21 protein-coding genes are annotated in these 21,816 nt (G+C 64.8%); 8 read left to right on the plus strand and 13 right to left on the minus strand.

The window, feature by feature from the left end:
* Positions 1-7: 7 nt before the first annotated feature.
* Complete coding sequence (locus tag AC1DZT_RS10420) at positions 8-2,428, minus strand: GcvT family protein (RefSeq protein ID WP_478006556.1); 2,421 nt, start codon at positions 2,426-2,428, stop codon at positions 8-10.
* 273 nt (positions 2,429-2,701) lie between these two features.
* On the opposite strand from AC1DZT_RS10420, the gene AC1DZT_RS10425 reads away from it, so the two are divergent.
* Positions 2,702-3,952 (plus strand): calcium-binding protein, encoded by a 1,251-nt coding sequence (locus AC1DZT_RS10425; protein ID WP_478006557.1) that lies wholly within the window; start codon positions 2,702-2,704, stop codon positions 3,950-3,952.
* Positions 3,953-4,033: 81 nt separating this feature from the next.
* On the opposite strand, the gene AC1DZT_RS10430 is transcribed toward AC1DZT_RS10425, so the two are convergent.
* The 5 genes from AC1DZT_RS10430 to AC1DZT_RS10450 all read right to left on the minus strand — a co-directional run bounded on the left by AC1DZT_RS10430 (position 4,034) and on the right by AC1DZT_RS10450 (position 9,291).
* On the minus strand, positions 4,034-5,335 hold the full coding sequence (locus AC1DZT_RS10430; protein ID WP_478006558.1) for a branched-chain amino acid ABC transporter permease: 1,302 nt from the start codon (positions 5,333-5,335) through the stop codon (positions 4,034-4,036).
* 1 nt (position 5,336) lies between these two features.
* Positions 5,337-6,344, minus strand: a complete 1,008-nt coding sequence (locus tag AC1DZT_RS10435; RefSeq protein ID WP_478006559.1) for a branched-chain amino acid ABC transporter permease — start codon at positions 6,342-6,344, stop codon at positions 5,337-5,339.
* Positions 6,345-6,347: 3 nt separating this feature from the next.
* Positions 6,348-7,058, minus strand: coding sequence for an ABC transporter ATP-binding protein (locus AC1DZT_RS10440; RefSeq protein ID WP_478006560.1), 711 nt, complete (start codon positions 7,056-7,058; stop codon positions 6,348-6,350).
* Between the two features lie 143 nt (positions 7,059-7,201).
* On the minus strand, positions 7,202-7,984 hold the full coding sequence (locus AC1DZT_RS10445; protein ID WP_478006561.1) for an ABC transporter ATP-binding protein: 783 nt from the start codon (positions 7,982-7,984) through the stop codon (positions 7,202-7,204).
* A 110-nt stretch (positions 7,985-8,094) separates the two neighbouring features.
* Positions 8,095-9,291: an ABC transporter substrate-binding protein gene (locus AC1DZT_RS10450; RefSeq protein WP_478006562.1), complete on the minus strand. Its 1,197-nt coding sequence runs from the start codon at positions 9,289-9,291 to the stop codon at positions 8,095-8,097.
* 272 nt (positions 9,292-9,563) lie between these two features.
* On the opposite strand from AC1DZT_RS10450, the gene AC1DZT_RS10455 reads away from it, so the two are divergent.
* The gene (locus AC1DZT_RS10455) at positions 9,564-9,932 is read left to right on the plus strand and encodes a DUF4189 domain-containing protein (protein ID WP_478006563.1); all 369 of its coding nucleotides are present in this window, start codon (positions 9,564-9,566) and stop codon (positions 9,930-9,932) included.
* Between the two features lie 140 nt (positions 9,933-10,072).
* On the plus strand, positions 10,073-10,507 hold the full coding sequence (locus AC1DZT_RS10460) for a DUF805 domain-containing protein (RefSeq protein ID WP_478006564.1): 435 nt from the start codon (positions 10,073-10,075) through the stop codon (positions 10,505-10,507).
* Position 10,508: 1 nt separating this feature from the next.
* Here AC1DZT_RS10460 and AC1DZT_RS10465 read toward each other — a convergent pair whose 3' ends face one another.
* Positions 10,509-11,534, minus strand: a complete 1,026-nt coding sequence (locus AC1DZT_RS10465) for a GlxA family transcriptional regulator (protein ID WP_478006565.1) — start codon at positions 11,532-11,534, stop codon at positions 10,509-10,511.
* A gap of 232 nt (positions 11,535-11,766) precedes the next feature.
* On the opposite strand from AC1DZT_RS10465, the gene AC1DZT_RS10470 reads away from it, so the two are divergent.
* On the plus strand, positions 11,767-13,137 hold the full coding sequence (locus tag AC1DZT_RS10470) for a class II 3-deoxy-7-phosphoheptulonate synthase (RefSeq protein WP_478006566.1): 1,371 nt from the start codon (positions 11,767-11,769) through the stop codon (positions 13,135-13,137).
* A 106-nt stretch (positions 13,138-13,243) separates the two neighbouring features.
* Here the strand turns inward: AC1DZT_RS10470 and AC1DZT_RS10475 are convergent, their stop codons facing one another.
* On the minus strand, positions 13,244-13,990 hold the full coding sequence (locus tag AC1DZT_RS10475; protein ID WP_478006567.1) for a PAS domain-containing protein: 747 nt from the start codon (positions 13,988-13,990) through the stop codon (positions 13,244-13,246).
* Positions 13,991-14,207: 217 nt separating this feature from the next.
* Between AC1DZT_RS10475 and AC1DZT_RS10480 the strand changes: the two genes are divergently transcribed.
* Genes AC1DZT_RS10480 through AC1DZT_RS10490 form a run of 3 tightly spaced genes read left to right on the plus strand, consistent with a single transcriptional unit; the run spans position 14,208 to position 16,275 of the window.
* Positions 14,208-15,107, plus strand: a complete 900-nt coding sequence (locus AC1DZT_RS10480) for a YicC/YloC family endoribonuclease (protein WP_478006568.1) — start codon at positions 14,208-14,210, stop codon at positions 15,105-15,107.
* 2 nt (positions 15,108-15,109) lie between these two features.
* Entirely contained in the window at positions 15,110-15,754 is a 645-nt protein-coding gene (gene gmk / locus AC1DZT_RS10485) for a guanylate kinase (protein WP_478006569.1), read from the plus strand.
* Positions 15,751-16,275, plus strand: coding sequence for a gamma carbonic anhydrase family protein (locus AC1DZT_RS10490; RefSeq protein ID WP_478006570.1), 525 nt, complete (start codon positions 15,751-15,753; stop codon positions 16,273-16,275). The genes gmk and AC1DZT_RS10490 overlap by 4 nt, the downstream gene beginning before the upstream one ends.
* Before the next feature lie 79 nt (positions 16,276-16,354).
* Here the strand turns inward: AC1DZT_RS10490 and AC1DZT_RS10495 are convergent, their stop codons facing one another.
* The 4 genes from AC1DZT_RS10495 to AC1DZT_RS10510 form a co-directional block, all read right to left on the minus strand.
* Complete coding sequence (locus tag AC1DZT_RS10495) at positions 16,355-16,516, minus strand: YjiS-like domain-containing protein (RefSeq protein WP_478006571.1); 162 nt, start codon at positions 16,514-16,516, stop codon at positions 16,355-16,357.
* A 353-nt stretch (positions 16,517-16,869) separates the two neighbouring features.
* Positions 16,870-17,031, minus strand: coding sequence for a DUF1127 domain-containing protein (locus AC1DZT_RS10500; protein ID WP_478006572.1), 162 nt, complete (start codon positions 17,029-17,031; stop codon positions 16,870-16,872).
* 225 nt (positions 17,032-17,256) lie between these two features.
* Positions 17,257-18,261 (minus strand): type I glyceraldehyde-3-phosphate dehydrogenase, encoded by a 1,005-nt coding sequence (gene gap, locus AC1DZT_RS10505; RefSeq protein WP_478006573.1) that lies wholly within the window; start codon positions 18,259-18,261, stop codon positions 17,257-17,259.
* 91 nt (positions 18,262-18,352) lie between these two features.
* Positions 18,353-18,496, minus strand: coding sequence for a hypothetical protein (locus tag AC1DZT_RS10510; RefSeq protein WP_478006574.1), 144 nt, complete (start codon positions 18,494-18,496; stop codon positions 18,353-18,355).
* A 118-nt stretch (positions 18,497-18,614) separates the two neighbouring features.
* On the opposite strand from AC1DZT_RS10510, the gene AC1DZT_RS10515 reads away from it, so the two are divergent.
* The gene (locus AC1DZT_RS10515) at positions 18,615-19,586 is read left to right on the plus strand and encodes a DUF808 domain-containing protein (RefSeq protein ID WP_478006575.1); all 972 of its coding nucleotides are present in this window, start codon (positions 18,615-18,617) and stop codon (positions 19,584-19,586) included.
* Between the two features lie 109 nt (positions 19,587-19,695).
* On the opposite strand, the gene tkt is transcribed toward AC1DZT_RS10515, so the two are convergent.
* On the minus strand, positions 19,696-21,711 hold the full coding sequence (tkt, locus tag AC1DZT_RS10520) for a transketolase (protein ID WP_478006576.1): 2,016 nt from the start codon (positions 21,709-21,711) through the stop codon (positions 19,696-19,698).
* Positions 21,712-21,816: the final 105 nt, after the last annotated feature.

Consider the following 21,816-nt stretch of genomic DNA (forward strand, 5'->3'; position numbering starts at 1 on the left):
TGAAAGATCAGGCGCGCATGCGGCCGCCATCGTCCCAGAGGGGGGCGAGGTGGACGCGGGCGGGGCGGCGTTCTCCCAGGATCTCGACTTCGAGTTCCAGGCCGTCTTGCACGCGGTCGGCGGGGATGAAGCCCTGGGCGACAGATTTGCCGGTCCAGTGGCTGTAGCCGCCCGAGGTGCACCAGCCGACCACGGCGCCGTCCAGCCAGATCGGCTCCCAGGCCACCACATCGGCGTCAGAGACATCGACCACGATCGAGACCAGCTTGCGCGAGGGGCCCTTGGCCTTTTCGGCGAGGGTGGGGGCCTTGCCGATCCATTCCACCGGCTTGTTCCAGGCGATGAAACGGTCGAGGCCGGTTTCCGCCGGGGTATAGTCGGGCGAGAATTCGCGACCCCAGGAGCCGAACCATTTGTCCAGACGCAGGCTCATCATGGCGCGCATCCCGAAGGCGCGGATGCCGAGGTCGGCGCCTGCGGCCATCAGCGTGTCCCACAACTGGCGGACCGACATGTGGTCGCAGAAGATCTCATAGCCGAGATCGGCGGTGTAGCTGACGCGCTGGACGATGCAATTGGCCATGCCGACGGTCATTTTCCGCACGTCCATGAACTTGAAGGCCTCGGCCGAGACATCCGCGCGGGTGACGCGGGCCAGAAGTTCACGCGCTTTCGGGCCGGCGATGGTAAAGCCGGAGCGGCTGTCGGAGATATTGTCGACCCGGACCCCCTCCATCGCGTTCTGCTCGAACCAGCGCGAATGCCAGCCTTGGGCGCCGTAGCTGGCGGTGACCTGGAATTCGGTTTCCGACAGGCAGGAGACGGTGAAATCGCCGATGATCTTGCCGGAATGGGCCAGCATCGGGGTCAGCGACAGGCGGCCCGGCTTCGGGATGCGGCCGGCCATGATCTTGTCAAGCCAGGCGCGGGCATTCGGCCCGGTGACGGAATATTTGCCGAAGTTCTGCAACTCGTTGATGCCCACGCCCTCGCGGACGGCAAAGACCTCTTGCCGTGTCGCCTCCCAGGCATTGGAGCGTTTGAAGGTCGGCTCTTCATAGCGCGGCTCGCCGGGCAGGGCGTAGTAGTTCGGCACTTCCAGCCCGTATTGCTGGCCCCAGACGGCGTTCATCTCGTCGAAGACCTGATACATCGGCGTGGTGCGGAAGGGGCGGGCGGCGGGGCGTTCCTCGTTCGGGTAGCCGACCGAGAAGCGCATCTGGTAGTTCTCGATCACCTTGGGCACGGTATAGCCCGGCGAGGTCCAGTTGCCGAAGCGCGCGACGTCAAAGCCGCGCGGGTCGCGCTCGACCTCGCCCTCTATCATCCATTGCGCGAGCGCGAGACCCATGCCGCCGCCCTGGGAGAAGCCGGCCATGACGGCGCAGGCGCTCCAGTAGTTCTTCAGGCCCGGCACCGGGCCGATCAGCGGGTTGCCATCGGGGGCGAAGGTAAAGGGGCCGTGAATGACGCGCTTGACGCCGGAGCGTTCCAGGACCGGCACGCGGCGATAGGCGAAGTTGACCGAGTCTTCGATCTTGTCGAATTGCTCGTTCAGAAGCTCGTGGCCGAAGTTCCACGGCGTGCCGTCGACGCTCCAGGGCTCGCAGGGCTTTTCATAGAAGCCGATGCACATGCCGCGGCCTTCCTGACGCAGGTAGAATTCGCCGCCCGGGTCCATGACATGGGGGAACTCGCGGCCGGTCTTCAGGATATCCATGATCTCGGGGATATCGTCGGTGACGATATACTGGTGCGCCATCGGCAGAAGCGGCAGGTAGACGCCGGCCATGGCGCCGACCTCGCGGGCCCAGAGGCCGCCGGCATTGACCAGATGTTCACAGGTGATGGTGCCCTTTTCGGTCACGACCTCCCAACCATCCTTGGTCGGGTTGGTTTCCAAGACGCGGTTGTGCAGGATGATCTCGGCCCCGCCCATCCGGGCCGCCTTGGCATAGGCATGGGTGGTGCCCGAAGGGTCGAGGTGGCCATCCAGCGGGTCGTAAAGCCCGCCGAGGATGCCCTTGGTGTTCACGAGGCCATCGGTCAGCTTGTGGATTTCCTCGGGCGTCAGGATCTCGGTATCGAGCCCCATGTAGCGGTGCTTGGCGCGTTCGGCCTTCAGCTGTTCAAAGCGCGCCACATTGTCGGCCAGGGTCACGCCGCCGACATGGTGGAGGCCGCAGGACATGCCGGTGATCGCCTCCAGCTCCTTGTAGAGGCGGATCGTATAGCCCTGCAGCGCCGCCATGTTGGTGTCGCCGTTGATCGTGTGAAAGCCGCCCGCCGCGTGCCAGGTCGAGCCGGAGGTCAGATCCGACCGCTCGATCAGGGTGACATCGGACCAGCCAAGCTTGGTCAGGTGATAGAGGACCGAGCAGCCGACGACGCCACCGCCGATGACCACCACGCGGGTATGGGATTTCATGATCTGTCCTTCAAGACTGGGTTGGCGCCAGAAAACACCTCAAACGGCGGCGCGTCACGTCAAAAGGCGACATTTGACGTCGCAGACAGGATGGAGTGGCCTTGGGCCGCGCCGGGCAGGGCGGAATGCCTCGGGCTGGGGCCTTGCGCGCGGGCAGAGGGCGCCGGGGCCGCGCCGGGCCTGTTAAGCTTATGTTAAGCTTCGGTTTACCTTTCTCCGTCTAAGATCGCCCTAAGGATTGGTTAACCATGTGGTGCAGCAAACGGGGCTTCGATGTCGACAGTCAAATATTACGACGGGAATCTGGGATTTTACGGTTATGACCAATTGGCGAGCTACACGGTGGCCTCGCGCAGCGCGACAAGCACGGTGCTGGACTGGAACACCGGCCTCGGCACTCTGGACCCGACGCATTTTGCGGCCCATGTGACGCTGACCTACAGCGGCTATACCAGTTACGTCGTCGAAGACGGGCCGGATGCCGGGCAGACGCGGGTGACCGGCGGCGCGCTGACCGAGGTGAGCTATACCGATGCCGCGGGCAACATGCTTCTGGACATCGCCAACCTGTCGGTGCGGCTGCCGGTCTTCATGGCCACGCTGGCGCGGGGCGATTCCTTCGGGGCCTGGCAGATGATCGTGCAGAGCGGGGCCACGATCACCGGCTCCAGCTCGGCGGCGGGGCCGGGGCATGCGGGGACCGGCGACGTGATCGACACGATGGTCGGCAATGACACGGTGATGGCGCTGGGCGGTGACGATTTCGTCAAGGACCGCGGCGGCGCCGACAGCTATGCGGGCGGCACCGGTTTCGACACGCTGGCCTATGACGGCTGGAATTTCACGCCCTGGGCGGCCACGGTCGGCCTTTACGTCGATCAGCTGCGCGGCACGGTGCGCGGGCCGGATGGGATGGTCGACACGATCTCGGGCTTCGAGGATATCACCGGCACCTTCCTCAACGACACGATGAAAGGCAATGCGGCGGCCAACAAGTTCGAGGGCGGCGCCGCCAATGACAATTTCGACGGCAGGGGCGGGCGCGATACGGTGTCTTACGCCCGCGATGCAGAATGGGGCGGCACCGATGGCATCCGGGTCAATCTGGCGGCGGGCACGGTGCGCGACGGGTTCGGCACGCTCGACAAGGTGGCGAATGTCGAAAGCATCATCGGCACGGCGGTCCGCGACACCTTCTTCGACAACGGCGCCGACAATTTCTTCGACGGCGGCGGCGGCAATGACACGATGCATTTCGGCAATGGCAACGACACCGGCCATGGCGGCAGCGGGGCCGATACCTTCATCTTCGACGGCAATTTCAGCGACGACGCGATCGACGATTTCGACTCGGGCGAGGGCGACAAGATCCGGATCAGTCTCGCCACCAATTTCCTGCAGTTCAGCATGACCAACATCATCACCGATGACGGGCCGGCCGTGCTGGTCAGCTTCGGCTTCAACAGCATCACCATCCTGGGCCATACGGTGGCCGAGATGCACGCCTCTGACTTCCTGTTCTGAGGTGCGTCCGGGATGGATGAACCGGGGCCGGTGGTTGCATCCCCACCGGCCCCGGATGTCGCTTGGCCGAGGGGACGGCCGCTAGGTCTCGGGCAACAGGCCCCGCGGGCTGAAGCGCAGCACCAGAAGCAGCGCCACCCCCAGCGTCAGAAGGCGCAGCTGCGAGGCGAGGTCGAGGAGATGGCTCTTCACCGCGCCCTCGGCCATGCCCGAGGTGATCAGCCCCATCAGAAGCGGCCCGGCGCTGTCGACGATCAGCCAGAGCCAGCCGACCAGCAGCCCGCCCAGGACCGAGCCCCAGTTGTTGCCCGACCCGCCGAGGATCACCATGATCCAGACGAGGAAGGTAAAGCGCAGCGGGCTGTATTCGCCCGGCACCAGCTGGCCCTGCAGCGAGACATACATCGCCCCCGACAGGCCGACGACCGCCGAGCCGAGGATGAAGATCATCAGATGCTGGCGTTTGACATCCTTGCCCATCGCCTCGGCTGCGACCTCATTGTCGCGGATCGCCCGGATCATCCGGCCCCAGGGCGAGTTCAACGCGCGCTGCAGAAGCCACATCAGCACCGCCAGGATGATCGCGAACATGATGATGTAGATGCCCTTGACCGCAATCGAGGAGGTGGTCACCGGGTTCAGCCCCCATTTGGCGCAGAAGGCCAGAAAGCCAGCGTCGGCCTGCATGTTGACCTCGTAGGGCACCGGCCAGGGGCGCGGCAGGCCGGTGAAGTTCTTCACCCCGCGCGCCATCCAGTCCTCGGACTTGATCGCGGTGACGATGATCTCGGCGATGCCGAGGGTGGCGATGGCGAGGTAATCCTCGCGCAGGCCGAGGGCGATCTTGCCGATGGCCCAGGCCGCCACGGCGGCGAAAAGTGCGCCCACCGGCCAGGCCCAGATCGAGTTCAGGCCGAAGCCGCCGATATTGCCATAGGTCGCAGGGTCATTCGCCTCGATCGCAGAGACGGCGGGGTCGAAGATCGCGCGGTAGAGGAAGAAGCCGCCGATCAGGATCACCGCCACCACGACACCGCGAAGCCGCCCCTTCGGCATCAGCTTCCAGGCCGCCACGGCCGCGGCGATCACCGCCACGCCGACGCCAAGGCCGAAGAGCAGCCGCCCGCCCCCCGCCGCAAAGGCCGCCGGCACCGGCGCGCCCGAGACGAAGACGACCGCCAGCCCTCCCAGCGCGACCGAGCCGACGATGCCGGTCGAAAAGAGCCCGGCATAGCCCCATTGCATGTTCACCCCGAGCGCCATGATCGCCGACAGAAGCCCGAGGATCAGGATGTTCAGGCTGACGTTCCACGACATGCCAAGCCCGGTCAGGATGTAAAGCCCGGCCACGGCGGCAAAGAGAAGGGCGGCACGGTTTGTCATGTCATTTCCCCTTGTTGAACAGCCCGTTGGGCATGAACAACAGCACGATGATGAGGATCGAGAAGCTGACCGCGAATTTGTAATCCGTGGACAGAAGCTGCATCAGGCTGTCGGGCGCGAGGCTGGCGGGCAGAAGATAGGTCAACACCTTCTTCCAGGCATAGGTCACCACGATCTCGGAAAAGGCGACGAGGAAGCCCCCCGCCACGGCACCCTTGGGCGAGCCGAGCCCGCCCACCACGGCCGCCGCAAAGATCGGCAGCAAGAGCTGGAAGTAGATGAAGGGCCGGAAGCTTTTGTCCAGACCGTAGAGCGTGCCCGCGATCACGGCCAGCGCCGCGGCGATCACCCAGGTCACCTGCACCACCCGGTCGGGGTTGATCCCCGAGAGGAGCGCCAGATCCTCGTTGTCGGAAAAGGCCCGCATCGACTTGCCGGTGCGGGTCTTCTGCAGGAACCAGAAGAGCGCCGCCATGGTCAGGAAGGCGGTGATCAGGGTGATCACCGTGGTGCCCTTGATCGACAGGCCCTCGGCCAGCCCCGTCCAGTCCTTGAACTGCGGGGCCGAGACCAGGAACCGGCCGCCATCGGCAAAGTTCTGCTCCTCGGTGCCGATGATCATCCGGACGAGGCCGTTCATCACGAACATGACCCCGGCCGAGACGATGACGAGGATGATCGGCTTGGCCTTCTGCCGGCGGTAGAAGCGATAGACGACGCGGTCGGTGCCCAGAAGGAAGGCCGCGGTGACCAGAATGCCGATCGGCATGGCCAGAAGGGCGGTGGGAAGCGGCGCGATCGAGATGCCGAGGCTCTGGAACAGCCAGGTGAAGAGGATCACCACCATGGTGCCGAAGGCCATCGTGTCGCCCCAGGCAAAGTTCGAGAAGCGCAGGATGCCGAAGATCAGCGTGACGCCAAGCGCCCCCACGGCAAGCTGCGCGCCGTAAGCGGCGGCGGGCAGGATGACATAGTTCAGAAAGACCACGAGCGCGTTGAGGAAATCCATGGCTCAGCCCCCCAGGAACGTGCGGCGGACGTCCGGGTCGGCCAGAAGGGCCTCGCCGGTGTCGGTGTAGCGGTTGGCGCCCTGGACGAGGACATAGCCCTTGTCGGCGATGTTCAGCGCTTGGCGGGCGTTCTGTTCGACCATCAGGATCGAGATGCCAGTGCGGGCGACCTCGATGATGCGGTCGAAAAGTTCGTCCATCACGATGGGCGAGACGCCGGCGGTGGGCTCATCCAGCATCAGGACCTGCGGCTGGGTCATCAGGGCGCGACCGACGGCGACCTGCTGGCGCTGGCCGCCCGAGAGCTCGCCCGCCGGCTGCAGGCGCTTGGTCTTCAGGATCGGGAAGAGGTGATAGACCTGCTCCAGCGTGCCCTTGATGTCGTCGCGGCGGAGGTAAGCGCCCATTTCGAGGTTCTCTTCGACCGTCATCGAGGTGAAGATGTTGTGGGTCTGCGGCACGAAGGCCATGCCCCTGGCGACGCGGTCCTGCGGCGAAAGCTTCGTGATATCCTCGCCGTTGAGCCGGACCTGGCCGCCGCGCAGGGAGAGCATGCCGAAGACCGCCTTCATCGCGGTGGATTTGCCGGCGCCATTGGGGCCGACGATCACCGCGATCTGGCCTTTCTCGACCGCGATGGTGCAGGCGTGCAGGATGTCGGTGGCGCCATAGCCGCCGGTCATCGCATCGCCGATCAGGAAGGGCTCAGCCATGCGACACCTCTGCGGTGGCGGGCCGGGTCACGAATTTTCTGCGAAAATTCCGGTCCCGAATTTTCGTACGAAAATTCGCCTTCCCAATTTTCGCAGAAAATTGGCTTCTTTCAGGATTTTCGCAGAAAATCCGTGCGACGCAGTCAGCCATGGGCCACCACCTTGTTCTTCAATCCGGTGCCCAGATAGGCCTCGATCACCCGCTCGTCGTTCTTGACCTCGTCCACCGTGCCCTTGGCCAGGACCTTGCCCTCGGCCATCACGATCACCGGATCACAAAGCCGGGCGATGAAATCCATGTCATGTTCGATGACGCAGAAGGTATAGCCGCGCTCCTTGTTCAGGCGCACGATGGCATCGCCGATGGTGTTGAGCAGGGTGCGGTTCACCCCGGCGCCGACCTCATCCAGAAACACCACCTTGGCATCGACCATCATGGTGCGGCCCAGTTCCACCAGCTTCTTCTGCCCGCCCGAGATATTGCCCGCCTTCTCATCCGCGATATGCGAGATGGTCAGGAAATCCAGCACCTCGTCGGCCTTCTTGCGCAGCGCGGCCTCTTCCCGGGCGATCAGCCCGCGGCGGAACCAGGTGTTCCACAGCCGCTCTCCGACCTGGTTGGCCGGCACCATCATCAAGTTTTCCCGCACCGTCATCGAGGAAAACTCATGCGCGATCTGGAAGGTGCGCAAGAGGCCCTTGGCGAAAAGCTGATGCGGGGCGAGGCCGGTGATATCCTCGCCATCCATGATCACCCGGCCCGAGGTCGGGGCGAGGCGACCGGCGATGACGTTGAACAGCGTGGTCTTGCCCGCGCCATTCGGCCCGATCAGGCCGGTGATCGACCCTGTGGCAATTTCCAGCGAGGCGCCGTCCACGGCGCGAAAGGCCCCGAAGTGCCTGTGTAGATCCTCGACGACGATCATGTGTTCCCCTGTTCCCAAGCGGCCCTTAGGGGCTCTCTGGGTCGTGCTTTACAGTGGCAACGGCCCGGGGGACAGGCCCCGGGCCGCGCAGGTTCTCGTTCAGCTCTGGCTCAACGGTACTTCACGGTGACGAACTTGCCGTCCTCGATCTTGAACTCCTTGTAGCGCCCAGCGCTTTCGCCCGGCCCGATCAGGGTCACGCCCGAGGCGCCGTCATAGTCGATCGGCTTGCCGGCGGCGATCAGCTCCAGCGCCTTGCCCAGCTCGCCGGGCAGGATCTTGGTGCCCGAACCATCGGCGGGGCCGTTGGCGATTTCCATGATCTTGTCCTTGTAGACCTTGGGATCGGAGGAGCCGGCCGCGTTCATCGCCAGCATGATCAGCGCCGCCGCGTCATAGCTTTCCATCGTATAGGGCGAGGTCGCCTCGTAGGCGGGCGAGTTCTTCGCGCCCATCTCCTTCAGGATCGCCGCACCGGGGCTGTCGGATTCCGGCACCTGGCCATAGGAACCGTCGATCGACTTGCCGAAGTTGTCGGTCAGCGAGGTGGAGACCATGCCGCCCGGCAGTTCGAAGGTCGAGAAGGCCCCGGTGTCGAGCGCCGCCCGGATGATGCCCTTGCCGCCCTGGTCGACATAGCCCGCCACGACGAGGATATCGCCGCCCGCCGCCGCCAGCGAGGCGACCTCGGCCGAGAAGTCGGATTTGGCGTCGTCATGCGGGATGTCGATGGTGACCTTGCCGCCGAGCTTTTCGAAGGAGGCCGCAATGGCTTCGGCCAGGCCCTTGCCATAATCGCTGTTGGAATAGGTCATGGCGATCGACTTCACGCCATGTTCCTGCAGGATGTCGGCGGCCACTTCGCCTTCGCGGGCGTCCGAGGGGGCGGTGCGGAAGAAGAGGCCGTCATCCTCGGCGGTCGAGAGAGCAGGCGAGGTCGCCGAGGGCGAGATCATCACGATGCCGTTCGGACGCGCGACCTTCTGCAGGATGGCGCCGGTCACACCCGAGCAGTCGCCGCCGATGATGCCCTTGACGCCGTCCGAGGTCACCATCTTTTCGGCCGCGGCCACCGCCACGTCAGAGCCGGTGCAGGTCGTATCGCCGGTCACGTCCGAGAAAGCGAATTTCGATTTGCCCGAATCGTTGACCTCTTTGATCGCGGCTTCGGCAGCGTTCTTCATATGGCCGGTCAGCGATTCAATCGGACCGGTGAAGCCGAAGAGCACGCCGAGTTTCACGTCTTCCGCCGAGGCGCCACCGGCGCAAAGCGCAACAGCAGCCGAGGCGAGCAACAGTTTTTTCATTTTTATCTCCCTGATTGGATCTTGATCCTGAGCGGAGCCTAGTGTGGCCCGATTGAAAAGAAAAGCACCTTGGGAGCCGCCTGAAACCGGCAAAGCCCCGGGTTTTGCCCCGCCGGATCCAAGGCTTTTGCCGTGGCGCGCGGACCTGCGTTGCAAAGCGGCGTCACCTTGGGGGGCGAATTTCGGGGCAGGCCTTGACGATGCGGGGGGACACCGCCACCTTCATGTGTACGAACCCGCGCCCAATGGCCGGGGGGCTTGAGAGGACTGACATGTCTTACCGCTATGCTGTTGCGTTGATCACCGCTCTGGCTTTGCCTGCGATGGCCACTTCCGCCGCAGCCGGAAGCCTGTTCGGCGCGATCGCCTTTTCGCCCTCCACCGGCAAGGTCGGCGGCGGCTGGAATTTCGCGACGAAGGGCGAGGCCTCGAGCGAGGCCAACAGCCAGTGTGGCGTGGGCGACTGCGAGGCGGTCGTGGTGTTTCCCAATTGCGGGGCTGTGGCGGTCGGTGACGGCTATGGCATGGGCTTTTCGGCCGACAAGTCGGTGGCCAAGGCGGAAGAAACCGCGCTGGCCAATTGCTCGGGCTATACCTCCAACTGCAATATCGTGCAGTCCTTCTGCAACGAAGGCTCGTAATAGGCGCGCAGGCCTCTGGAAAGATGGGCAATATTGCCCATCCTACCGGATAAGTTGCGCGGGGGGCTGATCGGAATTGGACGCGGACCGGGGCGCCGCACTAGGCTTTGCGCGTGACATTGCCATGCGAGGGGCCGCCCATGACGTTCGCCGAAGCCATCAAATCCGTTTATACCGCACAGATTTTTCCCGGCCGCGCGACACGGTCGGAATTCTGGTATTGGATGCTCTATCAATTCGTCACGATCGGGGTGGCGCAAAGCATCATCGGCATCTGGGCCGTTGGTTTGGGGCCCAGCGTGGGAGCGCAGACGACGTCAGCGCTGACCGTCCTATTGCAGATGGGACCGCTCCTGATCCTCGCCTTGCTGGTCAACGTCTTCATGGTGATCAATATGATCCCGGGTCTTGCCGTGATCGTGCGCCGCCTGCACGATCTGGACCGGTCGGGCTGGTGGCTTCTGATCGGTTGCGTCCCCGCGATGGGCGCCATCATCCTGATCATCTGGTTCGCCAGCGAGGGCACGCCGGGCGCCAATCGGTTCGGCCCGGCGCCGGTCGCCGCGGCGGGGTAAGTCAGATCGACAACCGCCCCGCCATCGGCAGGGGCGGGGTGCCTTGCGTTCCACGCTCGCGGTAGGGCGTGGTGTTGTAATGGCTGCGGTAGCATTTGGAGAAATGCGAGGGGCTGGCAAAGCCGCAGGCGAGCGCCACGTTGATCACCGACATATCGGTCTGCATCAGAAGGTTGCGCGCCTTCTGCAGGCGCAGTTCCATGTAGTAGCGCTTGGGTGAGCGGTTGAGGTAACGGCGGAACAGGCGTTCGAGCTGGCGGGTCGACATGCCGACTTCCTCGGCCAGATCGGCGGGCGACATCGGGTCTTCGATATTGCCTTCCATCATCTGGATGACTTGGGAAAGCTTCGGATGCCGGACGCCGATCCGCGTCGGGATCGACAGGCGCTGGGTGTCCTGGTCGGTGCGCGGCGTCGAATAGATCAGTTGGTCGGCCACGGTATTGGCGACATCCTCGCCATGATCGCCCGCGATCACCTTCAGCATCAGGTCGAGCGAGGAGGTGCCGCCCGCCGTGCTCCAGCGGTTGCCATCCATCACGAAGACCGATTTCGTCAGGTTCACATCCTCGAACTCTTCCAGAAAGCCGTCCTGGTTTTCCCAGTGGATCGTCGCTTTCTTGCCGTCGAGCAGCCCGGCCTTGGCCAGCGCATAGGCCCCGGTGCAGAGGCCGCCGATCGTGGCACCGCGCCGCGCCTCGCGCCGCAGCCAGTTCAGCACGGCCTTGGTCGTGCCCTTCTGCACGTCGATCCCGCCGCAAACCAGCAGCAGATCCTCGCGGTCGATATCCTCCAGCCCCATGTCCAGCTTGAAGGCGGTGCCGTTGGAGCAGGTGGCGATCTCGCCGCCCTCACCGGCCAGCGCCCAGGTATAGACCTTGTCGCCCACCACGCGGTTGGCAATCCGCAAAGGCTCGATCGCCGAAGCGAAGGCGAGCATGGTGAATTTGTCGAGAAGCAGGAACACAAAGCGGCGGGGCGCCTCGGATTTCGAGGTTTGCGTGGCTTTGCGCGGCGGCGTGGACATGTTGCGACCTGATGTGTCGTTATTGGCGCAAGGAAACAGGAAAGTGTTCCGTCCGCAAGGGGGGATCGGGGAAATCCGCCCGGAATCCTGTGTCGATACAAGGCCTCCGAGAAGGCCCCCGAAGTGGCCCCTTACTGGCCCTCTGCCGCGCCGGTGAAAAGACGCCTTTCGCCCTTTGCTTTCCGTGCCGATTTCCTTATATCGCGGGGGAATTGTGACGGAGGAACAAGCCATGACCAAAGGCTGGACAAAATCGGACTGGCGCGCGAAGCCGCGGGTGCAGATGCCTGACTATCCCGACCAGGCGGGATTGAAGAGCGTCGAGGCGCAGCTGGCCAAGTATCCGCCTCTGGTTTTTGCAGGCGAGGCCCGCAAGCTGAAGAAGCAGCTGGCGCTGGCCGCCGAGGGCAAGGCCTTCCTTCTGCAGGGCGGTGACTGCGCCGAGAGCTTCTCGGAATTCGCGGCCGACAACATCCGCGACACCTTCCGCGTCATGCTGCAGATGGCCGTGGTCCTGACCTATGGCGCCAAGGTGCCGGTGGTGAAGGTGGGCCGGATGGCCGGCCAGTTCGCCAAGCCGCGCTCGGCGGGGACGGAAGTCGTGGGCGGGGTGGAGCTGCCCTCCTACCGCGGCGACATCATCAACGGGTTTGACTTCGACGCAGCCTCCCGCGTGCCCGATGCCAACCGGATGCTGCAGGCCTATACCCAGTCGGCGGCGACGCTGAACCTTCTGCGCGCCTTCTCGACCGGCGGTTTCGCCGATATCCACCGCGTCCATGCCTGGACCCTGGGCTTTGCCGAACATGACAAGGCCGAGCGTTACCGGACCCTGTCGAACCACATCTCGGACGCTTTGGACTTCATGAACGCCGCCGGGATCGACTCGGATTCGGCGCCGTCGCTGGCGACCGTGGATTTCTACACCAGCCACGAGGCGCTGCTTCTGGAATATGAAGAGGCTTTGTGCCGGATCGATTCCATCACCGGCCAGCCGGTGGCAGGCTCGGGTCACATGATCTGGATCGGCGACCGCACCCGTCAGCCCGACGGCGCGCATGTCGAATTCTGCCGTGGCGTGCTGAACCCGATCGGGCTGAAGTGCGGCCCCTCGACCACGGCCGAGGATCTGAAGGTGCTGATGGCCAAGCTGAACCCGGGCAACGAGCCGGGCCGCCTGACCCTGATCGCGCGCTTTGGCGCCGGCAAGGTCGGCGATCACCTGCCGCGCCTGATCAAGGCGGTGCAGCAGGAAGGCGCCAATGTGCTGTGGTCCTGCGACCCGATGCATGGCAACACGATCAAGGCGGCTTCGGGCTACAAGACCCGGCCCTTCGAATCGGTGCTGCGCGAAGTGCGCGAGTTCTTCGACATCCACAAGGCCGAGGGCACGATCCCCGGCGGCGTGCATTTCGAGATGACCGGCCAGGACGTGACCGAATGCACCGGCGGGTTGCGCGCCGTGTCGGACGAGGATCTGTCGAGCCGCTACCACACCGCCTGCGACCCGCGTCTGAACGCGAGCCAGGCGCTGGAACTGGCCTTCCTCGTCTCCGAGGAGCTGTCCTCGCGCCGCGACGTGCAGCGCCGGATCGCCCTGTAAGGTCTGCGCCATCGCTTCAAGATCAAAAGGCCCCGCGTTTTGCGGGGCCTTTTCATTCATCCCCGTTCTGGGGAAGCTTCCCGGGCCATCGGGGGGCCAATGGCGCTCAGTCGCGGGAATAGACCAGGCGGAGGTTCGGCTTGCCGCGCGGCGGGCGCGGGGCGAATTCGGCCGGCGCTTCGGAGAATCCAGTCTTCTGCGCGACCTCGGCCAGGGCCGGGGGGATTTCGCGCAAGGGCGGCAGGTCGGGCAGGCGGCGCTCCAGATCGGGGCGGGTGGTGGCGCGGCGCTGCGGGGCGGTGCGCCGTTCGATCACCTCGCTCATCAGGCCGGCGATCGCAAAGCGGCGCGGGGCGCGGCCGAGGGCGCCGTCCATCGCAAGGCAGCCAAGGGCCAGGTCCGTCTCGCCGCGCATCCCCGTCAGGGGCAGCACGATCATCCGCCCTTCCAGCGAGGGCCGGCCGATGCCACGCTCGGCCTCGAGCCAAAGCTCCAGCACGGCGGGGCCGGAGAAGACGCCTTCCAGCCCATCGGCCAGCCGGTTGCGGGCGGTGGGTTCAAAGAGGGCCGACATCGGCATGCCGCGCACATCCATCCCCATCAGGTCATGGAGCTGCATCCCCGCGATGCGGAAGCGCCCGATGCCCGGGGCCACGCGTTCCAGAAGGAAGGTGTTTTCCAGCGCCCCGGCAATGCCGCGCGGGTCGATCCGGTCGCGCTCGGGCAGGGCGCCGCCTTCGCGCAGACCCTCCCAATAGGCGCGCACCTCGGCCAGCATCGCGAAGGGCGTGCCACCCCGGCCGCCATTGGAAGCCCCGGATTTGCCGCCACGTCCGAGAAAAGACAATGCCATCTGATCCTCACCGCGGTTTCCCGTCCGGCGCCCTGTCTGTTGCCTCCGCATCCGGACTTGCGCCCCTTGACCGAAGGTGGGTTAATCTTGCAGCAACTTGGGTTACTGATGTCTTAACATACACCGTTCGATTGGGATTTGGCGGATAATCTCGACAAATGGTAAACATCTGCACGCCTGGGTTGCGAGATCCGGCGGGCGGAAACGGGAGAGCAGAATGACCATCTCGATGACAGGCTTTGCGGCGCGCAAGGGGCAGGGCATGGGCTACAGCTGGTCATGGGACCTGCGTTCGGTCAATGGCAAGGGGCTGGATCTGCGCCTGCGGGTGCCGGATTGGGTCGAGGGGCTGGAGCTGGCCCTCAGGGGTGAACTGGCCAAGGCGCTTGGCCGCGGCAATGTGGCGCTGGCCTTGAAGGTGCAGCGCGAGGGCGCGGGCGAGGGGGCCGACGGGCTGCGCCTGAACCATCCGGCGCTGCAGGCGGCGCTGGCCGCGCTGCGCGAGGTCGAGGATCAGGCGATGCAGATCGGCGTCACGCTGGGCCAGGCCACCGCCTCGGATGTGCTGGCGCTGCGCGGCGTGCTGGATGCCACGGCGGTCGAGGTCGACACGGCGGCGCTGCGCGGCGCGATCCTGGCCGACCTGCCGGCGTTGATCGCCGATTTCAACACGATGCGTGCGGCGGAAGGCGCGGCGCTGAACGGTGTGATCTCGGCCCAGATCGACCGGATCGACGCGCTGGTCAGTGATGCGAAGGAGGCCGCCGCCGCCCGGCAGGGCGAAGCCTCCGCCGCGCTGGCCGAGGGCGTGGCCCGCATCCTCGCCCAGACCGATGCCGTCGACCCCGCCCGCCTCGCGCAGGAAATGGCGATCCTCGCGATGAAGAACGACATCACCGAAGAGATCGACCGCCTGACCGCCCATGTCGCCGCCGCCCGCAGCCTTCTGGCCGAGGCGGGGCCGGTCGGCCGCAAGTTCGACTTTCTGGTGCAGGAGTTCCTGCGGGAGGCCAACACCCTGTGTTCCAAGGCGCAGTCCATCGCCCTGACCCGCATCGGGCTTGACCTCAAGACCGTGATAGACCAGATGCGCGAGCAGGTGCAAAACGTGGAATGATGATGGCCAAGACCTTTCTCCGCCGGGGGCTTCTGCTGATCCTGTCCTCGCCCTCGGGGGCCGGAAAATCGACCCTGTCGCGCCGCCTGATGGCCTGGGACGAGACGCTGCGCTTCTCGGTCTCGGCCACCACGCGCAGCCCGCGCCCGGGCGAGGTGGATGGCCGCGAATATTACTTCAAATCCCGCCCCGAGTTCGAAGCGATGGTACAGGACGGCCAGATGCTGGAACATGCCGAGGTCTTCGGCAATTTCTACGGCAGCCCGCGCGGTCCGGTCGAACAGGCGATGAAAGAGGGGCGCGACACGCTCTTCGACATCGACTGGCAGGGCGGCCAGCAGATCAAGCAGGCGATGCGCGACGATGTCGTCTCGGTCTTCATCCTGCCGCCCTCGATCGCCGAGCTGGAAAGCCGGTTGCGCGGCCGCGGTCAGGACAGCGAAGAGGTGATCACCGCCCGCATGGCGAAAAGCCAGTCCGAGATCAGCCACTGGGCCGAATACGACTATGTGATCGTAAATTCGGATCTGGACCAGGCTTTCAATGACTTGGTAACCGTTCTCAAGGCAGAACGTCTGAGACGGGATCGGCAGCCGCAACTCGCCGATTTCGTGCGCGACCTCAACCAGGAGTTTTCGGCGCGATGAAATACAGTCTGGACGGCGTGGCCCCCGAGGTCGGGATGAATGCCTGGATCGCCCCTTCGGCGGATGTGATCGGCAAGGTGGTGCTGGAGGATGAGGCCAGCATCTGGTTCGGGGCGGTGCTGCGCGGCGACAACGAGATGATCTGGGTCGGCCAGGGCTCCAACATCCAGGAAAACGCGGTGCTGCACACCGACATGGGCTATCCCCTGCTGATCGGCGCCAATTGCACCATCGGCCACAAGGCGATGCTGCATGGCTGCACGATCGGCGAGGGCAGCCTGATCGGCATGGGGGCGACGGTGCTGAACGGCGCCAAGATCGGCAAGGGCTGCCTGATCGGCGCCTGCGCCCTGATCACCGAAGGAAAAGAGATCCCGGACGGCTCGCTTGTCATGGGGGCGCCGGGCAAGGTGGTCCGCACACTGGACGCCGAGGCGCAGGAGAGGCTCCTCGCCTCTGCCGAGCGCTACCGCGAGAATGCCAAGCGCTTCCGCGAGGGTCTGAAGTCGATCCGCAAGTAGGCGGACATGAAAAAGGGGCCGCGGGGCCCCTTTGGTCGGTCAAGGTCTGTGCGGGCCCTCGGGCGTTGCGCTGGGGCTGTCAGCCCCAGACGGCCTCACGCGCGATGCGGGCGGCGTCGCCCGGGTAGATGCCCAGATCCAGCGCCTCGGCGGGCGACAGGCGGGCGATCTCGTCGCGGGTCCGGCGGTACAGCGCATGTTGGGCGGCATAGGCGCGGTAGTTGGCATAAAGCTTTTTCATCATCGTTCTCCTGATGGTCGGGACGATCCCGACCGCTGGGGCATTCGGCCCCGGTGTCATCTTGGTCATCTCGGGGGCGGGCGACCTTTCCGGCCGCGGACTTTTTCCCCTTTGCGCGGGAGGACCCTTTGGCCTTCCCTTTGCATGGATCAGATATGGGATGCGCGTTAGCGCAAACAACTGTCCCTGCTGCGATGCGGCAATGCGTTTGGTGCATAGGTCGCGCGCTGGTGCCGTATCTTTTACGCTGTGGCACCCTTGCGGCGCGGCTCCGGCAAAAGGGGCCAAAGGGCCCCCGTGCCTGTCATGGCAAACCGCTGCGGGCCGAGGTCTTCTGCCTCAGGCCCCGGATATCAGCCCCAGACGGCCTTGCGGGCGATCTTTTCGGCGTCGCAGGGGAAAATCCCCAGATCAATCGCCTCGGCTTTCGACAGGCCAGCGATCTCGTCGCGGGTCTGGCGATAGCGGGCGTGTTGTTCGGCATAGGCGCGGTAATTGGCGAGAAGCTTTTTCATCTTGGTCAGTCCTTGTCTTGCGGTGGTGGGCCCGGTTGGCTTTCCCCTGCCGCTTCCTCCCCAATATGGAGGAAATGATTGCGCAAACAACGGCCATTGCTGCGGTGCGGCATTGCGCCTGCCGCATAGCTAGGGCGAATTAAGCATAACTAAATCAATCTGAATGAAATAAAGGGCGCCCGAAGGCGCCCCCACTTCCGCATGCAAACCTTTGACAGAAAGGGCTTAAATCAGCTTGCCCATCGCCACGGCGGTATCCGACATCCGGTTGGAGAAGCCCCACTCGTTGTCGTACCAGCTGAGGATCCGCACCATCGTGCCATCCAGAACCTTGGTCTGGTCCATGTGGAAGATCGAGGAATGCGGGTCATGGTTGAAGTCGACCGAGACATTGGGCTGCTCGGTGAAGCCGAGGATACCTTTCAGCGGGCCGGTGGTTGCTGCGGCGCGGATCGCCTCGTTGACCTCGGCGACACTGGTGGATTTCTTGGCCTCGAAGACGAAATCGACGACCGAGACATTCGGCGTCGGCACGCGGATCGCCACGCCATCCAGCTTGCCCTTCAGCTCCGGCAGGACCAGGCCCACGGCCTTGGCAGCCCCGGTCGAGGTCGGGATCATGCTTAGCGCCGCGGCGCGGGCGCGGTAGAGGTCCTTGTGCATCGTGTCCAGCGTCGGCTGGTCGCCGGTGTAGGAGTGGATCGTGGTCATGAAGCCCTTCACGATGCCGATGGAATCGTTCAGCACCTTGGCGACGGGCGACAGGCAGTTGGTGGTGCAGGAGGCGTTGGAGACGACGAGGTCTTCCTTGGTCAGCGTGCCGTGGTTCACACCGAAGACGATGGTCTTGTCGGCACCATCGCCGGGGGCCGAGATCAGCACGCGCTTGGCGCCGGTCGACAGATGCGCCTGGACCTTGTCTTTCGAGGTGAAGATGCCGGTGCATTCCATGATGATGTCGACATCACCCCAGGGCAGCTCGGCCGGGTTACGGATCGCGGTGACCTTCATCGGGCCACGGCCCACGTCGATCGTGTCGGCGGTGGTGGTGACGGGATGGGGGAAGCGGCCATGGACCGAATCGAAGCGCAACAGGTGGGCATTGGTTTCCACCGGGCCGAGGTCATTGATGGCGACGACTTCGATATCGGTGCGGCCCGATTCCAGAATGGCACGCAGCACATTGCGCCCGATGCGGCCGAAACCATTGATGGCGACTTTGACGGTCATGACGAACTCCTGAGCAGAGGATGAAAGCGAAAGATGGGCCTAGGCGGTAAATTCGCCAGAATTGATCTGGATTCAACCGCTGATTTCGACGTTAGCGCCAGAACTGCAGGTATTCTTGCAGGCGGATGATCTCCTCGATCAAAAACAGCGTGATGCGCGACTGGTTCAGGGTCACGTCGGCGAGGATCGCAAGCACGATCAGCCCTGCCGTGATCAGATAGCCATGGTCCTTCACCGCGATCTCCTGTTTTGCGGGCAAGGCCTACGCGATTGGGCAAACAAGTCAAGTCAGGTGCTTTGCAAGGCCGCCTTCCACCCCTAGATAGGCGTCAGGGACATGAAGGGCAGGGCGGATGAGCGGACTTCTGGCGTTGTTGGACGATGTGGCAGCGATTGCCAAGGTGGCGGCGGCCTCGGTGGATGATATCGCCGGGGCGGCGGCCAAGGCGGGGGCCAAGGCCGCCGGCGTGGTGATCGACGACACGGCCGTGACGCCGACCTATGCGACGGGCTTTGCCGCCGAGCGCGAATTGCCGATCATCTGGCGCATCGCCAAGGGCTCGCTGAAGAACAAGCTGATCATCCTTCTGCCAGTGGCGCTGTTGCTGTCGGCCTTCCTGCCCGGCGCGGTGGTGCCACTTTTGACGATCGGTGGCGCCTATCTGTGCTTTGAGGGCGCCGAGAAGGTCTTTCACCACCTCTCGCCCCATGCCGATGCCGAGGTCGAAGAAGATTTCGCCGATCCCGACCCTTCCCATCTGGAGGAGGTCAAGGTCGCCGGTGCCGTGAAGACCGATTTCATCCTCTCGGCCGAGATCATGACGATCGCCCTCGGCGCCATCCCCGAGGGCAGTTTCTGGATGGAGGCCGTCACCCTCGCCATCGTCGGCATCGGCATCACGGCGCTGGTCTATGGCTCGGTCGGGCTGATCGTGAAGATGGATGACATCGGGCTTTACCTCGCGCGCAAGGGCCGCCTTGCCGTGACCCGTGCCCTGGGGCGCGGTCTGGTGGCGGGGATGCCGCCCTTCCTGACCTTCCTTGCCAGCCTCGGCACGGCGGCGATGCTCTGGGTCGGCGGTTCGATGGTGGTGCATGGCGCCGAGGTCTTCGGCTTTGCCGCCCCCGCCCATGCCTTCGAGGACTGGTCGGAAGCGGTGGCCCATGCCGCCCCCATGGCGCAGGGCTTCGTCGGCTGGGCGGTCAAGGCGGTGCTGGATGGCATCGTCGGCCTCGCCCTCGGGCTGGCGCTGATCCCGCTGGCGACGCGGGTCATCGAACCCCTCGCCGCCCGCTTCACCAAAAAGCAGAACGCCGCGGCCTGAGCCCCGGCGTTCCTTTTCATTCAGACCCAAATATCCTTGGGGTGCGGAGCAGTTTGCTGCGCAGCAGCGAAGAAACTGCGGAGCGGGGGGGCGAGCCCCCCCGCTTTCCTCAGAGCAGGGTTTTCACCAGGGCCACGGTATCTTCGGCCGTGATGCCGAATTCCTTGTAAAGCCGGTCGATCGGGGCCGAAGCGCCAAAGCTCTTCATGCCGATGAAGCCCGACTTGGCCTCGCGGCCCCGCTCGCCCAGAAGCCAGCGGTCCCAGCTTTGGCGCACGCCCGCCTCGATGGCCACGCGCACGGTGCCCGGGGGCAGAACGCGCTTGCGGTAGGCCTCGTCCTGGGCCGCGAAGAGCTCCATGCAGGGCATCGAGACAACGCGGGTGCCGATGCCCTCGGCCTCCAGCGCGTCGCGTGCCTTCAGGGCGATCTCGACCTCGGAGCCGGTCGCCATCAGGATGACCTGACGTTTGGCCGTAGCCTCGGCCAGCACATAGGCGCCCTTGGCGGTCAGGTTGGCATTGCTGTGGGTCAGGCGCACGGTCGGCAGGTTCTGCCGGCTCAGCGCCAGAACCGAGGGCGTGGACTTGGACGACAGCGCGAGTTCCCAGGCTTCCGCGGTTTCCACGAGGTCGGCGGGGCGGAAGACATGGGTGTTCGGCGTGGCGCGCGAAATCGCCAGATGTTCCACCGGCTGGTGGGTCGGGCCGTCTTCGCCAAGGCCGATCGAGTCATGCGTCATCACATAGACCACCGGCACGCCCATCAGCGCCGACAGGCGCATCGAGGGGCGGGCATAATCGGTGAAGCACATGAAGGTGCCGCCGTAAGGCCGCACGCCGCCATGCAGCACCATGCCGTTCATCGCGGCGGCCATGCCATGTTCGCGGATGCCGTAATAGACATAGCGGCCCTTGCGGTCCTCGGGCGAGAAGACGCCCAGATCCGGGGTCTTGGTGTTGTTCGACCCGGTCAGGTCGGCCGAGCCGCCGATGGTTTCGAACATCACCGGGTTGACCGCGGTCAGCACCTTTTCGCTGGCCGCCCGGGTGGCCAGCTTCGGCTTGGCCTCGACGGCGGCCTTCTTGACCTCGTTGATCGCCTTGCGCAGGCCCTTCGGGGCGTCGAGCGCGAAGATCCGCTCCAGCAGGTCACGGCGGCCTTGCGGCAGGCCGGCCACCACGCCCTGCCAGGCGGCATGGGCCTCGGCGCCGCGGGTGCCGAAGGCCTCCCACTGGGCCTTGATATCCGCCGGGATGACGAAGGGGGCGGCGGTCCAGCCATAGGCGGCCTTGGTGTCGGCCATGAGTTTGGGATCGGTCAGCGCCCCGTGGCCCTTGGAGGTGTCCTGCGCCGAAGAGCCAAGCGCGATATGGGTCTTGCAGGCGATGAAGGACGGCCCGCCCGAAGTCTTGGCCGCGGTCATCGCGCGGTCGATGTCGACCGGGTCATGGCCGTCACATTCGAAGACATTCCAGCCCGAGGCGGCAAAGCGCGCCTTCTGGTCGGTCACATCGGCGATGGACACCTTGCCGTCGATGGTGATGCCGTTGTTGTCCCAGAGGACGATCAGGTTTTCCAGCTTCTGCTTGCCGGCCAGCGCCAGGGCTTCCTGGCTGACACCTTCCATCAGGCAGCCGTCGCCGGCGATCACCCAGGTGCGGTGGTTCATCACGCGGGCGCCCAGACGGGCGCGCAGATTGGCCTCGGCAATGGCGAACCCGACCGAATTGGCGATGCCCTGACCCAGAGGGCCCGTGGTCGTCTCGATCCCGGCCGCATGGCCATATTCCGGGTGGCCCGCGGTGCGCATGCCCCACTGGCGGAAACCCTTGATCTGCTCGATCGTGATGTCTTCATAGCCGGTCAGGTACATCAGCGCGTAAAGCAGCATCGAGCCGTGGCCCGCCGAGAGGATGAACCGGTCACGGTCCGGCCAGCGCGGCGCCTTGGGGTCGAATTTCAGATGCTTTTCAAACAGCACCGTCGCCACATCGGCCATGCCCATCGGCATGCCGGAATGGCCGGAATTGGCGGCAGCCACCGCATCCAGCGTCAGGGTCCGGATGGCGGCAGCGCGCATCCAATGCTCGGGGTGGCGGGCGCGCAGGGTTTCGATATCCACTTGAGTGTCCTGTAACTGTGAAAGGGGCAGGCCGGGGAATGGGCCGTCAATAACACCTAGGATGGCAAGATCAAGCACCGGCTGCGCAGGGAGCGGGGCATTTGC

The sequence above is a fragment of the Rhodobacter sp. P1_C2 genome, from assembly GCF_056406375.1.

Coding starts and splice junctions, on each gene's coding strand:
- AC1DZT_RS10440 (WP_478006560.1), bottom strand. CDS start 7,058: ATGGCTGAGCCCTTCCTGATCGGCGATGCGATGACCGGCGGCTATGGC.
- AC1DZT_RS10465 (WP_478006565.1), bottom strand. CDS start 11,534: ATGTCCACGCCGCCGCGCAAAGCCACGCAAACCTCGAAATCCGAGGCG.
- AC1DZT_RS10425 (WP_478006557.1), top strand. CDS start 2,702: ATGTCGACAGTCAAATATTACGACGGGAATCTGGGATTTTACGGTTAT.
- gmk (WP_478006569.1), top strand. CDS start 15,110: ATGGCCAAGACCTTTCTCCGCCGGGGGCTTCTGCTGATCCTGTCCTCG.
- AC1DZT_RS10480 (WP_478006568.1), top strand. CDS start 14,208: ATGACCATCTCGATGACAGGCTTTGCGGCGCGCAAGGGGCAGGGCATG.
- AC1DZT_RS10455 (WP_478006563.1), top strand. CDS start 9,564: ATGTCTTACCGCTATGCTGTTGCGTTGATCACCGCTCTGGCTTTGCCT.
- AC1DZT_RS10430 (WP_478006558.1), bottom strand. CDS start 5,335: ATGACAAACCGTGCCGCCCTTCTCTTTGCCGCCGTGGCCGGGCTTTAC.
- AC1DZT_RS10490 (WP_478006570.1), top strand. CDS start 15,751: ATGAAATACAGTCTGGACGGCGTGGCCCCCGAGGTCGGGATGAATGCC.
- AC1DZT_RS10475 (WP_478006567.1), bottom strand. CDS start 13,990: ATGGCATTGTCTTTTCTCGGACGTGGCGGCAAATCCGGGGCTTCCAAT.
- AC1DZT_RS10435 (WP_478006559.1), bottom strand. CDS start 6,344: ATGGATTTCCTCAACGCGCTCGTGGTCTTTCTGAACTATGTCATCCTG.
- AC1DZT_RS10420 (WP_478006556.1), bottom strand. CDS start 2,428: ATGAAATCCCATACCCGCGTGGTGGTCATCGGCGGTGGCGTCGTCGGC.
- gap (WP_478006573.1), bottom strand. CDS start 18,261: ATGACCGTCAAAGTCGCCATCAATGGTTTCGGCCGCATCGGGCGCAAT.
- AC1DZT_RS10515 (WP_478006575.1), top strand. CDS start 18,615: ATGAGCGGACTTCTGGCGTTGTTGGACGATGTGGCAGCGATTGCCAAG.
- AC1DZT_RS10450 (WP_478006562.1), bottom strand. CDS start 9,291: ATGAAAAAACTGTTGCTCGCCTCGGCTGCTGTTGCGCTTTGCGCCGGT.
- AC1DZT_RS10445 (WP_478006561.1), bottom strand. CDS start 7,984: ATGATCGTCGTCGAGGATCTACACAGGCACTTCGGGGCCTTTCGCGCC.
- AC1DZT_RS10470 (WP_478006566.1), top strand. CDS start 11,767: ATGACCAAAGGCTGGACAAAATCGGACTGGCGCGCGAAGCCGCGGGTG.
- AC1DZT_RS10460 (WP_478006564.1), top strand. CDS start 10,073: ATGACGTTCGCCGAAGCCATCAAATCCGTTTATACCGCACAGATTTTT.
- AC1DZT_RS10495 (WP_478006571.1), bottom strand. CDS start 16,516: ATGAAAAAGCTTTATGCCAACTACCGCGCCTATGCCGCCCAACATGCG.
- AC1DZT_RS10500 (WP_478006572.1), bottom strand. CDS start 17,031: ATGAAAAAGCTTCTCGCCAATTACCGCGCCTATGCCGAACAACACGCC.